Origin of the sequence: Nonomuraea zeae, assembly GCF_005889725.1 — a bacterium.
In the GTDB taxonomy this organism is placed as follows: domain Bacteria; phylum Actinomycetota; class Actinomycetes; order Streptosporangiales; family Streptosporangiaceae; genus Nonomuraea; species Nonomuraea zeae.
Genome location: NZ_VCKX01000318.1, coordinates 1 through 13,400 on the forward strand (window position 1 = coordinate 1; position 13,400 = coordinate 13,400).

Annotated in this window: 11 protein-coding genes; 3 read left to right on the top strand and 8 right to left on the bottom strand. The window is 69.5% G+C overall.

Annotation, left to right across the window (positions count from 1 at the left end):
* Positions 1-321 precede the first annotated feature (321 nt).
* Both ETD85_RS52175 and ETD85_RS52180 read right to left on the bottom strand, forming a co-directional pair.
* The gene (locus ETD85_RS52175; RefSeq protein ID WP_138697297.1) at positions 322-1,836 is read right to left on the bottom strand and encodes an FHA domain-containing protein; all 1,515 of its coding nucleotides are present in this window, start codon (positions 1,834-1,836) and stop codon (positions 322-324) included.
* A gap of 340 nt (positions 1,837-2,176) precedes the next feature.
* On the bottom strand, positions 2,177-3,313 hold the full coding sequence (locus ETD85_RS52180) for a site-2 protease family protein (RefSeq protein WP_138697298.1): 1,137 nt from the start codon (positions 3,311-3,313) through the stop codon (positions 2,177-2,179).
* 115 nt (positions 3,314-3,428) lie between these two features.
* Between ETD85_RS52180 and ETD85_RS52185 the strand changes: the two genes are divergently transcribed.
* The 3 genes from ETD85_RS52185 to ETD85_RS52195 all read left to right on the top strand — a co-directional run bounded on the left by ETD85_RS52185 (position 3,429) and on the right by ETD85_RS52195 (position 6,378).
* Positions 3,429-4,319, top strand: a complete 891-nt coding sequence (locus ETD85_RS52185; RefSeq protein WP_138697299.1) for a RecB family exonuclease — start codon at positions 3,429-3,431, stop codon at positions 4,317-4,319.
* Positions 4,320-4,522: 203 nt separating this feature from the next.
* Positions 4,523-5,698 carry a sensor histidine kinase gene (locus ETD85_RS52190; RefSeq protein ID WP_138697300.1) on the top strand — a complete coding sequence of 392 codons (1,176 nt, stop codon included), beginning with the start codon at positions 4,523-4,525 and terminating at the stop codon, positions 5,696-5,698.
* Entirely contained in the window at positions 5,695-6,378 is a 684-nt protein-coding gene (locus ETD85_RS52195; RefSeq protein ID WP_138697301.1) for a response regulator, read from the top strand. Before ETD85_RS52190 ends, ETD85_RS52195 begins: the two co-directional genes overlap by 4 nt.
* Before the next feature lie 121 nt (positions 6,379-6,499).
* Here the strand turns inward: ETD85_RS52195 and ETD85_RS52200 are convergent, their stop codons facing one another.
* The 6 genes from ETD85_RS52200 to ETD85_RS52225 all read right to left on the bottom strand — a co-directional run bounded on the left by ETD85_RS52200 (position 6,500) and on the right by ETD85_RS52225 (position 13,268).
* Positions 6,500-7,522, bottom strand: a complete 1,023-nt coding sequence (locus ETD85_RS52200) for an ABC transporter ATP-binding protein (protein ID WP_138697307.1) — start codon at positions 7,520-7,522, stop codon at positions 6,500-6,502.
* A gap of 26 nt (positions 7,523-7,548) precedes the next feature.
* Positions 7,549-8,577 carry an ABC transporter ATP-binding protein gene (locus ETD85_RS52205; protein ID WP_138697302.1) on the bottom strand — a complete coding sequence of 343 codons (1,029 nt, stop codon included), beginning with the start codon at positions 8,575-8,577 and terminating at the stop codon, positions 7,549-7,551.
* Positions 8,574-9,587: an ABC transporter permease gene (locus tag ETD85_RS52210; RefSeq protein WP_138697303.1), complete on the bottom strand. Its 1,014-nt coding sequence runs from the start codon at positions 9,585-9,587 to the stop codon at positions 8,574-8,576. The genes ETD85_RS52205 and ETD85_RS52210 overlap by 4 nt, the downstream gene beginning before the upstream one ends.
* A 96-nt stretch (positions 9,588-9,683) precedes the next feature.
* Positions 9,684-11,417 (bottom strand): ABC transporter substrate-binding protein, encoded by a 1,734-nt coding sequence (locus tag ETD85_RS52215; RefSeq protein ID WP_240779995.1) that lies wholly within the window; start codon positions 11,415-11,417, stop codon positions 9,684-9,686.
* An 89-nt stretch (positions 11,418-11,506) separates the two neighbouring features.
* The gene (locus ETD85_RS52220; protein WP_138697305.1) at positions 11,507-12,505 is read right to left on the bottom strand and encodes an ABC transporter permease; all 999 of its coding nucleotides are present in this window, start codon (positions 12,503-12,505) and stop codon (positions 11,507-11,509) included.
* 265 nt (positions 12,506-12,770) lie between these two features.
* Positions 12,771-13,268, bottom strand: a complete 498-nt coding sequence (locus tag ETD85_RS52225) for a cellulose synthase (protein ID WP_240779996.1) — start codon at positions 13,266-13,268, stop codon at positions 12,771-12,773.
* Positions 13,269-13,400: the final 132 nt, after the last annotated feature.

A 13,400-nucleotide genomic window follows, 5' to 3' on the forward strand; every position in this document is an offset into this window, starting at 1 on the left:
GTGGGCTCGGAGATGTGTATGCGAGACAGGGCCAAGGGCAGCGGGTCACGAGGCAGCGGACCAGAATCCGGTGGACCAGGCTCGCCAAGGGCAGCGGGCACCCGTACGCACCTGTGTCCGGACGCGCACACAGACCGGCGGCCGCGCTCACAGCCGGGCGGCCCTGATCACCCGCCTCCGAAGAAGCATCACCGCAGGGGCCGGCCGTACGCAGCCCGTACCGCGCCCAGAAGCAACGACCGCGCGAAACGCCAGAGCCCCGGAAAAGCAGTGCGCCCCGCACCCACCAGCAAAGGGGGTGCGGGGCGCGCCGGGGACGGTCTACCCCCGGTGGGCCTCGAAGCGGAGCGTGCGGGAGACGCCCACCCGCACTGTCGTGCCCGGCGCGATGGTGACGGGCTCGTTCGGCGGGATGTCGTAGAAGTTGGGATCACCCGGCGGCTGGATCTGGGTGCCGTTGACCGACCCCAGGTCGACCAGGTTGACGTCCCACCCGTCCAGCGCCACCCGCAGGTGGCGGCGCGAGACGGACCCGTCCGGGCTCGTCACCTTGGCGGGCCTGGCCGTGCCGCCGGCCACCTCGGGCGCCCGCTCGGGGTCGCGGCCCAGCAGGTAGTCGCTCTCCAGCGGCAGCGCCGTCCCGTCGTCCAGGACGAGCACGCCGAGCGAGGGCCGCGGGCCCTTGTAGGGGACGAGGGTCCGCTGGACCAGGGCGATCCCGCAGACGGCGCAGTAGGGGACGCGGGGGTCGTTGAAGTGGTCGTTCTTGCAGTCGACCCCGTAGACCAGCGGCCGGTCGCCGTGGTCGGGCTGTTGCTGCTGCTGTTGGTCCTGCGGCGGCTGGCCCGGGTGGTCGTAGTGCTCGGGCGGGCCCATGTGCTGCGGGATCTGCTGGTCGGCCAGGCCGTTGCCGGAGGGCGGGGGCTCGTCGTAGGAGGGGAACTGCTGCTGCTCGGGCTGCTGCGGCGGCTGCTCCTGGCCGTACGGGGCCTGCTCCTGACCGTAGGGAGGCTGGTCATGGCCGTACTGGAGGTCCTGACCGAACGGGGGCTGCTCCTGATGGTAGGGCGGCTGGTCCTGGTGGTAGGAGGGCTGCGGCTCGTGCGGCGGGAGGTAGGACGGCTCCTGCTGGGGCAGGTAGGGCGGCTGGTCCAGCGAGGGAGCGCCGGACTGGGGACCGGACTGGGGGCCGGGCTGGGGTCCGGAGGGCGCGGCCTGGACGATCGGCGGCTGGTCGGCCAGCGGATAGGGCGGGCGCTCGACCGGCTGCTGAGACTGCGGCTGGATCAGGTCGGCTTCCATGTGGAAGGCCGTGGCGGGCATCTCGCTGGTCAGCGGCCTGGACGGGGCAGGGGTGTAGGGCTGGTCGGTGAGGTCGCCGACGAGGCCGCCGCCGTGCACCACGCCGCCTTCGAAGCGGACCGCGGGGTGCGGGGTGCCGGCGCCGGGAAGGCTCAGCTCGACCCGCTCGACCGGGCCGTTGACGAGACGGTCGGCCCACGTCAGCGAGTCGCTGCCGGCCAGCCGCGTCTCGCCTCCCGGGGTGCCGATCGTGGCCGCCGCGGAGCCGCTGACCAGGACGGCCACACCTGCTCCGACGGGACCCGCGACCGCGCACGTGGCCGGGTCGCCTGCCATGTTGGCCGCCAGCACCTGCGCGGCGCGGCGGGCCAGCGCCCGTCCGTCGCCGCCGGACGAGGCCGTCTCGCGCAGCGCGTTGAGCAAAGCCTCGGCGGCGGACTCGTTGGCGTCGCACACCAGCAGCAGCCCGCCAACGTAGGCGACCAGTCCGTCTCCGGGAAGTGGGCGCACCACTCCGAAGCCGTGGTCGGTCATGCGTCCTCCCTCATGACGACCGTGCTGCACTCATCGGTGCCCTCGCTGCGCTCGGTCACTCAACTCTCCTCCCCGGAAGCCGGCGATGTTACGGCACCCGCACTGCCGTGCCGGCCACCAGCCATACGCATACCCAGACGACGAGGCCGTGTCGCGGCCGCCCCGTCTCGATTCGGTGAACCGGTGGACCGCAACAAACCCCGCAACTGTGCAAGTTTGGCCAAACAGCACACTATCGGCCAGTCGTCGCATCGCAGAAATCGCCGGAGTCGGATCCGGCCACCCGAAACTGCTGGACACGACCCTATCCGGGGGCCGCCGCTTAAACGAGTGGGACATTTCAGACGCCGGTGAAAACCCGGTTCACGTCCGCGGTCGCGAGCACGCCGTAGATCTCGCCGCCGCTCTCGACGAGCAGGTATTCGCTGCCCGGCGCCTCGCGCATCTTGTCGATGAGCGGCTCACCCGCCAGGTCGGCCTCCAGGACCATGGAGGGCTCCAGCGACTTGGCGAGGGAGCCGACGTTGATCCACGGGCGGCGGTGCTCGGGGGTGGCCTGGACGGCGGACTCGTTGACGATCGCCAGCGGCGTTCCGTCGTGGCCGACCACGACGAGGGCACCCGCCCGCCGCTCGGTGGCCTGGCGCAGCGCCTCGGAAAGCGGTGTCTCGGCGGTCACCGGGATCGCCCTGCGGGCCAGGGCGCGCGCGTTGACCTGCGGGATCCTGGCCCGGATCTTGGCCACGCGCAGCGACTGCGAGGCGCCGATCCAGATGAACGAGGCCAGCACCAGCGGCCACACCAGGTCCGTGAAGTCGACCGCCTGCCCGCCGGACAGCGCCATCGCGATCGGCGCGACCACCAGGAAGACGGCCAGGACGCGGCCGCCCCAGGCCGCCACGATCGTGCCCGATCCGGGGCTCTTGGTCACCTTCCACACGCCGGCGCGCAGCATCCGGCCGCCGTCCAGCGGCAGCCCGGGCAGCAGGTTGAACACGCCGACGATGAGGTTGGCGAACCACAGCTGCCAGATGAGCACCTCGGGGATGCCGCCGTCGTTGATCAGGTAGATGTCGGCGACCAGGCCGAGCCCGGCCAGCCCGAGGGAGAGCGCGGGACCGGCGGCGGCCACCATGAACTCCTTGCCCGGCGTGGGCGGCTCCTTCTCGATCTCCGACACTCCGCCGAGCAGGTAGAGGGTGATCCTGCGCACCGGCAGCCCGTACCACTTGGCCAGCACGCTGTGCGCGAGCTCGTGCAGCAGCACCGAGACGTAGAGCAGCACCGCGAACACGAACGCCACCGCGTACGCGGCCGTGCTGTCGAGCTCGGGCAGCATCTGGCGCACCCTGGGGCCGAACATCATCGTGATGAAGCCCGCCACGATGAACCAGGTCCACGAGACGTACACCGGAATGCCGAACGGCTTCCCCATTTTCAGACCGGGGAACTCACGCCGCGGGCTCTGCTCGCTCACCGCACTCCTTGACCGTCCATTACGTGCTGTTGCTGCCTTGATGCTACGCGCCCGATCACGCGATCCTCGTTCCGCGGGAGTTATTCTGTCGGGGTCTTGACCTAGAGTGCGGTGCATGACGTTGACCGAGCCGGTGATCATCGGAGCACTTTCCCCGTCTCGGGCGGGCGACTTCATGACATGTCCGCTGCTCTACCGCTTCCGGGTGATCGACCAGTTGCCCGAGAAGCCGTCGCAGGCGGCGGTGCGGGGCACGGTGGTGCACGCCGTCCTGGAGCGCCTCTACGACCTGCCGGCGCCGCGGCGTTCGGTGGAGGCGGCGCTGGAGCTGCTGGAGCCGCAGTGGCGGCGGTTGCTGGCCGACGACCCCCAATATGCCGCGATGTTCGCCGACGACGCCGAGCAGGCGGAGTGGCTCACGCAGGCGCGCGGCATGCTGGAGCGCTACTTCACGCTGGAGGACCCGACCCGGCTGGAGCCCGCCGAGCGCGAGCTCTACGTGGAGGCGGTCCTCGACGGCGGGCTGATGCTGCGGGGCTACGTCGACCGGCTCGACGTGGCGCCGACCGGCGAGGTCCGGGTGGTCGACTACAAGACGGGCAGCGCGCCGGGGCGCGACTTCGAGGCCAAGGCGCTGTTCCAGATGAAGTTCTACGCGCTGGTGCTGTGGCGGCTGCGCGGGCAGGTGCCGCGCCTGCTGCAGCTGGTCTATCTGGGGGGTCAGGGCGAGGTGCTGCGGTACGCGCCCGACGAGGCCGACCTGCTGGCCACCGAGCGCAAGGTGATGGCGTTGTGGACGGCGATCGAGCGGTCGCTGGAGACGGGCGAGTGGCGGGCGCGCCGCAGCCGGCTGTGCGACTGGTGCGACCATCAGGCACTGTGCCCCGAGTTCGGCGGCACCCCGCCGCCGGTGCCCGACCGGCAGCCCGGTGACACGGTGCGCAGCAGCAGGCACCCGGGCGGCCTGGCCCAGGGCCACAGCCGCGCGGCGACCGACGAGCTGTGACACCGAGTTGTGGCCGGGGCTCGTGATCCCGCTCGGGAGCACGGGCGACGCGGCTCACCGGCTGAGGGCGGTGAGGGCGGCGGGCACAGCAGGCAGGTCCGGGGACGGCGGGCACAGCGGGCGGGCCCCGGGGGCTGCGGTAGGGGTGCTTATCCTCCCGAGGTAGGAGGTTACGGGCTCTCACCTGGGCCTACAGTGAAGCGGTGCGCATAGACCGGACCAGGCTCCACGACACGGTGCTCGCCGGGGTGGTGGCCGCGGCGTCGGTGACGGTGTTCGTGCTCTACGGTCCTGGCCGGCTGCAGGCCGAGGGGCTGCCGATCGACGGCCTGCGCGAGCCCGACCCGCTCGGCGCGCTGTTCGTGGTGCTGGCGTGCGTCCCCGTGGCGGTGCGCCGCCGCTGGCCGCTGGCGGCACTGTGCGCGGGGCTGGTGCCGGAGACGCTGCTGACGGTGCTCGGCTACAGCGGCGGCCTGTCCGGGATCTCCGGCCTGGTGCTGCTGTACACGGTGGCCTCCCGCCGCGGGCTGGCCGTGGCGCTGGGCGGGCTGCTGATCGCGCTGACGGCGTACGTCCTCGGCACCGGCGCGGGGCCGGTCCGGGCCGGGACCTGGAGCGATCATGTCGTGGCCGCCATCGTGCTGATGGCGGTGTGGGGCGTGGGGCGGAGCCTGCGGTTGCGCCGGGCGTACCTGGAGGAGCTGAAGGACCGGGCGGCCAGGCTGGAGCGGGCCTACGCGGCCGACACGCGGGCGGCGCGGGCCGAGGAGCGGTCGAGGATCGCCCGCGAGCTGCACGACGTGGTCGCCCACCACGTCAGCGTGATGACCGTGCAGGCCGCGGCGGCGCGCAGGGTGCTGGCCTCCGATCCGGACCTGGCGCGCGAGGCGCTGTCGGCGATCGAGCACACCGGGCGGCTGGCGATGACCGAGATGCGCAACATCGTGGGCGTGCTGCGCACCGACGCCAGGGCGGAGCTGGGCCCGCAGCCCGGCGTGCAGGACCTGCCGTCGCTGGTCGACCAGATGCGGGAGGCGGGGCTGCCCACGCGGCTCCAGATGGAGGGCGACCCGCGGCCGCTGCCCGCCGGGGTCGATCTGGCCGCCTACCGGCTGGTCCAGGAAGGGCTGACGAACAGCCTGCGGCACGCGGGCTCGGGGGCGAAGGCCGTGGTGACGGTCCGGCACGAGCCGCGGGAGCTGGACGTACGGGTGGAGGACGACGGGCGCGGGACAGCCGGGCTGTCCGCGCGGACAGGGCACGGTTTGGTGGGCATTCGCGAACGGGTCGCACTCTATGGTGGAATCCTGAGCATCGGTCCGTTGCCGGGGGGCGGTTTCGAGGTGCGGGCGAGATTCCCGTTGAAGGACGGCCAATGACGATCAGAGTGCTGCTGGTGGACGACCAGCCGCTGCTGCGTACGGGATTCCGCCTGATTCTGGAGGCCGAGCCCGATCTCACGGTGGTGGGCCAGGCCGGCGACGGCAAGGACGCGCAGGAGCAGACGCGGGCCCTGCTGCCCGACGTGGTGCTGATGGACATCCGGATGCCCGGGGTCGACGGCATCGAGGCGACCCGCAGGATCGTCCGGGAGGCGGCGCCGTCGGCTCACGTGCCGAAGGTGCTGGTGCTGACCACGTTCGACCTGGACGAGTACATCGTGGAGGCGCTGCGCTCCGGCGCGTCCGGGTTCCTGCTGAAGGACGTGCCGCCCGATGAGCTGGTGCAGGCGATCCGGGTGGTCGCGGCCGGTGACGCGATCGTGGCGCCGAGCGTGACGCGGCGGCTGCTCGACAGGTTCGCCAAGCGGCTGCCGTCGGCGTACGAGCAGGCCGCTCCCGCGCGGCTCGACCGGCTGACCGAGCGGGAGCTGGAGGTGCTGCGGCTGATCGCCAAGGGCATGTCCAACGCGGAGATCGCGGCCAAGCTCGTGGTGAGCGAGACGACGGTCAAGACGCATGTCGGCAACGTGCTGACCAAGCTGGGGCTGCGCGACCGCGTGCAGGCCGTGGTGCTGGCCTACGAGACCGGGCTGATCACACCCGGCGCCTTGTCCTGACGCGCCGTCATACGACAGCCCGGCGCGTCGTCCCGAGGCGCCTGCCCACGCAGGCCCGGCCCCACGTCGGCCCGTGGCCCACGCCGGCCCGTGGCCCACGTCATCCGAAGGCGCTCACGCGTCAGCCTGACGTGGCCGCCTGGGCGGGCTCGGGGGCGGCCACGTTCTCCGGGAAGTGGCAGGCGACGCGGTGGCCGCTGGCCAGCTCCTCCAGCGGCGGCTCGACCTTCTTGCAGATGTCCTGTGCCTTCCAGCAGCGGGTGTGGAAGCGGCAGGCGGGCGGCGGGTTGAGCGGGCTGGGCACGTCGCCGGTCAGCCGGATGCGCTCGCGCTCCTTGCGGGCCTTCGGGTCGGGCACCGGCACGGCCGACAGCAGCGCGTTGGTGTAGGGGTGCATCGGCGAGGTGTACAGCCGCTTGCGGTCGGCGATCTCGACGATCTTGCCGAGGTACATGACGGCGACCCGGTCGCTGATGTGCCGCACCACGGACAGGTCGTGGGCGATGACGACGTAGGTCAGGTCCAGCTCGTTCTGCAGGTCTTCGAGCAGGTTGACGACCTGGGCCTGGATCGACACGTCGAGCGCGGAGACCGGCTCGTCGGCGATGATCAGCTTGGGCTTGAGCGCGAGCGTGCGGGCGATGCCGATGCGCTGCCGCTGCCCGCCGGAGAACTCGTGCGGGTAGCGGTTGTAGTGCTCGGGGTTGAGCCCGACCAGCTCCAGGATGTCCTGGACGGCCCGCTTGACGCCGTGCTCGGTCTGGACGCCCTGGATCCGGAACGGGGCGCCGACGATGGTGCCCACGGTGTGCCGGGGGTTGAGCGACGAGTAGGGGTCCTGGAAGATCATCTGCATGTCGCGGCGGAGCGGCCTGAGCAGGCCCTGCCTCATGTGCGTGATGTCCTGGCCCTCGAAGACGACCTTGCCCCCGGTGGGTTCGAGCAGGCGGGTGACCAGGCGGCCGGTGGTGGACTTGCCGCAGCCGGACTCCCCCACCAGGCCGAGCGTCTCGCCCTTGAACACGTCGAAGCTGATCCCGTCGACCGCTTTGACGGCGCCGACCTGCCGCTTGAGCATGCCCTTGGTGACGGGGAAGTGCTTCTCCATGTTCTGGACGGACAGGAGCGGCTCATTACCGTTCATCGGCTCGCTCGGCTCACTTCGCTCGCTCACTGAGTCTCCAGCACTGGCTTGATCTCGTTCTCCCACAGCTCCCGCCGCTGCGTCCTGGGCAGGTGGCAGCGCACCAGATGGCCGCCCTCGGTCTCCAGCAGCGCGGGGACCTCGCTCTTGGCCTTGCCCTCGGTCTTGTCGGCGTAGGGGCAGCGGGGGTGGAAGGCGCAGCCCGGCGGCACGTTGATCAGAGACGGCGGGGAGCCCTTGATCGGCAGGAGCCGTTCGGTGGGCTCCCGGTCGAGGCGGGGCATCGATCCCAGTAGACCCCACGTGTAGGGGTGCTCGGGACGGTAGAAGATGTCGTCGGCGGTGCCGTACTCGATGCACTTGCCGCCGTACATCACCAGGATGTCGTCGGACAGCTCGGCCACCACGCCCAGGTCGTGGGTGATGATGATCAGCGCGGAGTTGAACTCGCGCTGCAGGTCGACCATGAGGTCGAGGATCTGGGCCTGCACGGTCACGTCGAGCGCGGTGGTCGGCTCGTCGGCGATGAGCAGCTCGGGGTCGCACGACAGCGCCATGGCGATCATCGCGCGCTGGCGCATGCCGCCGGAGAACTCGTGCGGGAAGGAGTCGACCCGGCGCTGCGGCTCGGGGATGCCGACCCGGCCGAGCATGTCGATGGCGTGCTTCTTCGCCACGGCCTTGGAGACCTTGTGGTGGATGCGGTACGCCTCGATGATCTGGTCGCCGACCGAGAAGAACGGGTGCATCGACGACAGCGGATCCTGGAAGATCATCGCCATCTTCTTGCCGCGCAGCCCGCGTACGTGCTCCTGCGAGGCGCCCACGAGCTCCTCGCCGTCGAGCCAGATCTCGCCGGAGATGTCGGCGCCCTTGCCCTTGTGCAGGCCGAGGATGCCGAGGCTGGTGACCGACTTGCCGGAGCCCGACTCGCCCACGATGCCGAGCGTCGCGCCGCGCTCCAGGTTGAAGGTCAGGCCGTCGACGGACTTGACCAGGCCGTCGTCGGTCGGGAAATGGATCTTGAGGTCCTTGACCTCGAGAAAGGAGCTCACGCCAGCCTCACCCTCGGGTCCACGACCGCGTAGAGCAGGTCGACGATCAAGTTGGCCAGGATGATGAAGGCCGCGGCGACCAGGGTGACGCCCATCACCTGGGGAAGGTCGTTGTTGCTGATGGCGTCGACGGCGTACTTGCCGATGCCGGGCAGCGAGAACGTGCTCTCGGTCAGGACGGCGCCGCCGAGCAGCAGCCCGAGGTCCAGGCCGAACATGGTGAGCACCGGCGTCAGTGTGGCCCGCAGGCCGTGTTTGAACACCACCACCCGTTCGGGCAGGCCCTTGGCCCTGGCCGTGCGGATGTAGTCCTCGGACATGGTCTCCAGCATGCCCGCCCTGGTGAGCCGGGCATAGCCGGCCGCGTACAGGAAGGCCAGTGTCACCCACGGCAGCATGAGGTTGTTGGCCCAGGTCAGCGGGTCTTCGCTGATCGGCACCCAGTCGGCGACGTCGCCGACGAGCCCGAGCTGGTCGCGGAAGATGGCCAGCGAGACGATGCCGGTGAAGAAGATGGGCAGCGACACGCCGGCCAGCGCGATGCCCATCGAGACGCGGTCGAAGAAGCTGCCGCGCCGCAGCGCCGACACCACGCCGGTGGCCACGCCGAAGATGACCCACACGACGGCCGCGCCGAGCGCCAGTGACAGCGTGATCGGCAGCCGGTTGAGCAGGTCGGGCAGCACCGGGTTCTGGGTGACGTAGGAGTAGCCGAAGCAGGGCGCCGGGCAGATCTCGATGCCGGGCCCGTAGTTGCGCTCGACCCCGACGAAGATGCCCTTCACGAAGCGCCCGTACTGGACGATGATCGGGTCGTTGAAGCCCAGCCGGATGGCCGTGTCGTGGATGACCTGGGCGTTCGCCGCCTTGCCGACGTATCGGGAGGCGAGGTCGTCAGCAGACATCCCAGCGAGCCGCGGCACGAGGAAGAAGATGGCGAACGTCGCGATGCTCACCACGAAGAGCAGCATGACGGCGGCTATCAACCGTCTGAGAATGTATGTGAACACTGATCTCGGCCATGGCGGCCGGGCCTTGTGGGCCCGGCCACCGAAGCCTTCACCTGCTTTCGACGAACGTTCCGGCGGGTTTGCCTGGACCGGTTACTACTGGGTGCTCAGCGTGAGGAACTCGTACATGCCCCAGTTCTGGCTGACGAAGACGTTCTTCAGCGTCGGCGGCCGGTAGAACAGGCCGTGCGCCCAGACGTAGGGCAGGATGTACGCGGAGTCCATGACCTGCTTGTCGACCGCTGCCCAGATGGCGTTGCGCTTGGCCGCGTCGGTCTCGCCCGCCGCCTGGTCGATGAGCTCGTTGATCTTCGGGTCCTTCACGCCGAGGTTGGTGTTACCCGCGGGGCGGATGACCCGGCTGTCGACGATCTGCTGGAAGAAGCCGAAGCCCTCGGGGTAGTCGGCGCCCCAGCCGTAGACCATGAGGCCGAGGTTGTTCTTCTTGGCGAAGTCGGGCTTGCCGGCGTACAGCTTGAAGTAGTCACCCTGCGGGTAGCCCTTGATCTCCAGCTTGATGCCGACCTTGCCGAGCGACTGCTGCAGCGCCTCGGCGGTCTGCTTCTCCGCGGAGCGCTCGTTGCGGAAGGAGATCGTGGTGCTGAAGCCGTTGGGCTGGCCGCAGGCGGCGAGCTCTTCCTTGGCCTTCTCGACGTTGCCGGCCGGGGTGGCCTCGACGCCGTAGGGGTCGATCTTCTGGTAGCCGGTCATCTTGGACGGCATGAGGCTGAGCGCGATGTCGCCGCCGGCGTCGGGGCCGCCGTAGGCGCCCTGGATCGCGGAGCGGTCGGCCGCGTACAGCACCGCCTTGCGGCAGTGGATGTTGTCGAACGGCGGCACGTCACCGTTGATGTTGGTGAACCAGGTCCGGTCGATCGGGGCCGAGTCGGCGTACTGCTTGACCTTCTCGTCGGTCAGGACCGTCTTGCGGGCGTTGGCCGCGACACCGGTGCTGTTGACCTTGACGTCGATCTTGCCGGACAGGAGCCGCTGGTCGAGGTCGTCCTCGTTCTGGCCGAGCAGCACCTCGACGGAGTCGTTGAGCTGCTTGCGGTTGGGGTCGGTCGCCGCGTCCCAGTTCGGGTTCTTCACGAGCTCGATGCGCTTGGTGAGCTCGTGCGCCTTGAACATGTAGGGGCCGGTCGAGACCGGGTGCTCCTTGTACTTCGAGCCGGTGTCCTTCGCCTCGGGCACGGGGGCCGTCTGCGAGAGCATGGCGAAGTAGTCGAAACCGCCGTAGGCCTTCTTCAGGTGGAAGACGATCGTGCGGTCGTCGGGCGTCTCGACGGCCTTGAAGTCGTCGAGCTTGCCCTTCATCTTGTACGGGCCCGTGTAGTCGCCGACGTCGAGCCAGTCGTTGAAGTAGGTCGGGCCGCTGGGCAGGATGTCCTTGTCCAGCGAGCGGGCCACGGCGTACTTGACGTCCTTCGACGTGACCGGGGTGCCGTCCTCGTACTTGATGCCCTCACGCAGCTTGTACGTCCACGTCTTGCCGCCGTCGCTGGGCGTGCCGAGGTCTTCGGCCAGGTCACCGACGAGCTGCAGACCCTCCTCGCCCGGCACCGGCTTGAACATCGTCAGCGCGCGGGTGTAAAGACGGGCGAAGTTCCACGAATAGCCGTAGTACATGTCGCCGGGGTCGACCGAGTCGAAGTCACCCGGCATGCCCATCCGCAGCGTGCCGCCCGTCTTGGTGGACGGGTTGACGATCTCGGTCACGCCGGCGTTGTACTTGCTGGCGGGCTTGTCGTCGCTGCCGGTGCCGCTGGTGCTCTTGGCACCGCCGCCACCGCCACACGCGGACACGACCACGGCGAGAGCCGCGGTCACCGCGACAGCCGATGCCTTGGATCTTATCTTCATCGACCTGACACACCCCTTGTATCTAGGAGTTGAGAACTTGCGGAAACTCACGAGGACTAGCGGGCCTTGGGATCGAAGGCGTCCCTGAGGCCGTCACCGAGCAGGTTGAACGCCAGCACGGTGACGAAGATCGCGAGGCCGGGGAAGAGCATGAAGTTGGGCGCCACGTCGTAGTTGTGGACCGCCTCGGCCAGCATGCCTCCCCACGTGGGGGTAGGCGGCCGCACGCCGACGCCGAGGAAGGACAGTGCGGCCTCGAACAGGATGTTCGACGGGATCAGCAGCGTCGAATAGACGAGGATCGGCGCCAGCAGGTTGGGCAGGATCTCCTTGAACAGGATCGTGTGGTTGCGCGCGCCCAGGCTCCTGGAGGCGTCGACGAACTCGCGTTCGCGGAGAGACAGGGTCTGCCCCCGGATGATGCGTCCGATGTAGGGCCAGTTGAAGAACCCGATGATGAACACGAGCAGGCTGATCCTGAGCGTGTCACCCGACATGCCGAACGCCTTGTCCGGGATGACCCCGGCCAGCGCCAGCGCGAACACCAGCAGCGGGAACGCCAGGAAGATGTCCATGAGCCGGCTGATGATCGTGTCGACCCAGCCGCCGAAGAAGCCGGCGATCATCCCGAGCACGGTGCCGAGCAGCACGCACAGCAGCGTCGCGAAGAACGCGATCAGCAGCGAGATGCGGGCGCCGTACAGGATGCGGCTGAACAGGTCCCGGCCCGTGGTGGGCTCGACCCCGAACAGGAAGTCCCAGCTGATGCCACCGAAGGCGCCGAGCGGAGCCTGGATGGCGGGGTCGATCTTCTCCCTGTGCCACTCGGCCGGCGGGTGCCCGAACCACGACACCAGCAGCGGCGCGAAGATGGCGATCAGGATGAGCAGGATGATGACGATGCCGCCGATCATCGCCACCCGGTCGCGCCTCAGGCGCATCCAGGCGATCTGCCCGAGGGAGCGCCCCCGGATGACTGAAGGCTCCGCCCCCTCAAGAACGGTCTCCGGTCCGGCCTCGATGGCCGAGCCCGGAACATCGAGCGGTGCGGTCATTCCAGTTGCCCCCTGGATTCCAGACGACGTCGTCCGTGTCAGCGCGGTCCCGGTCAGGGTAGTGCGCCCATGCGTGGCAGGCCCGCGTGTCGCGGCCCCAGGAGGCAGAATCTATGGCCTGAGCTGGTATGACTAGTCCCTCAGTGCCCGATGTGGCTTAACTGTGATTGACGCGAAACTCATTCGTATCGATCTTGAGGAGAATGTCTACGGCCAGTCCCGGTTGCGTCTCGGAACTGTGACATAGCACGGACATATGCCGGAATCAGCTGATGCCACGGCGCTTGAGCAGCTCCTCGATGTCGGAGAAGTCGTCGTCGGTCTTGCGCTCTTTCTGTGCCGCGACGGCGGGCTGAGGCTTGGCGGCGGCCGGTGGTTTGTTCGCGGAGGGCTGAACTCCGGCGGGCCCGGCCGGTGCCTCGGCGGCCTTCTTCTTGCCCGCGAGCTTCCTGCCGCTGGACAGCTTCCTGCCGCGCATGACACCCGAGACGACGAACAGCACCGCCGACAGCCCGGCCACCGCGATGCCGGCCCACACGGACGGGTTGAGCGCCAAACCGGTCACGAACCCGACGGCGGTCGCGCCGATGGTCCACAACGCGTTGACCGCGCCGGTCAGGTAGGCCGCCAGCGGCAGCAGCGCCCAGGCGCCCACGCGTATGCCGGCCGCCACTCCCCTGCGCCGGAAGGCCAGGAAACTCAGCACCAGCCCGGCCGCGGTCACCCCGACGCACAGCGGCAACCAGGCGATCTGTCCGTTCATCACGCCGCCCCTCGTATCGACTTTCTCTCCATCCTGGCACGCGAAACGGCTTCCGCTCCTCCTCCGGGAGGACCACTTGCCCCTTAGGGGAAGTGATCACGGAACCCGGAGGGGCGAGGGCCGGGCCAGGGC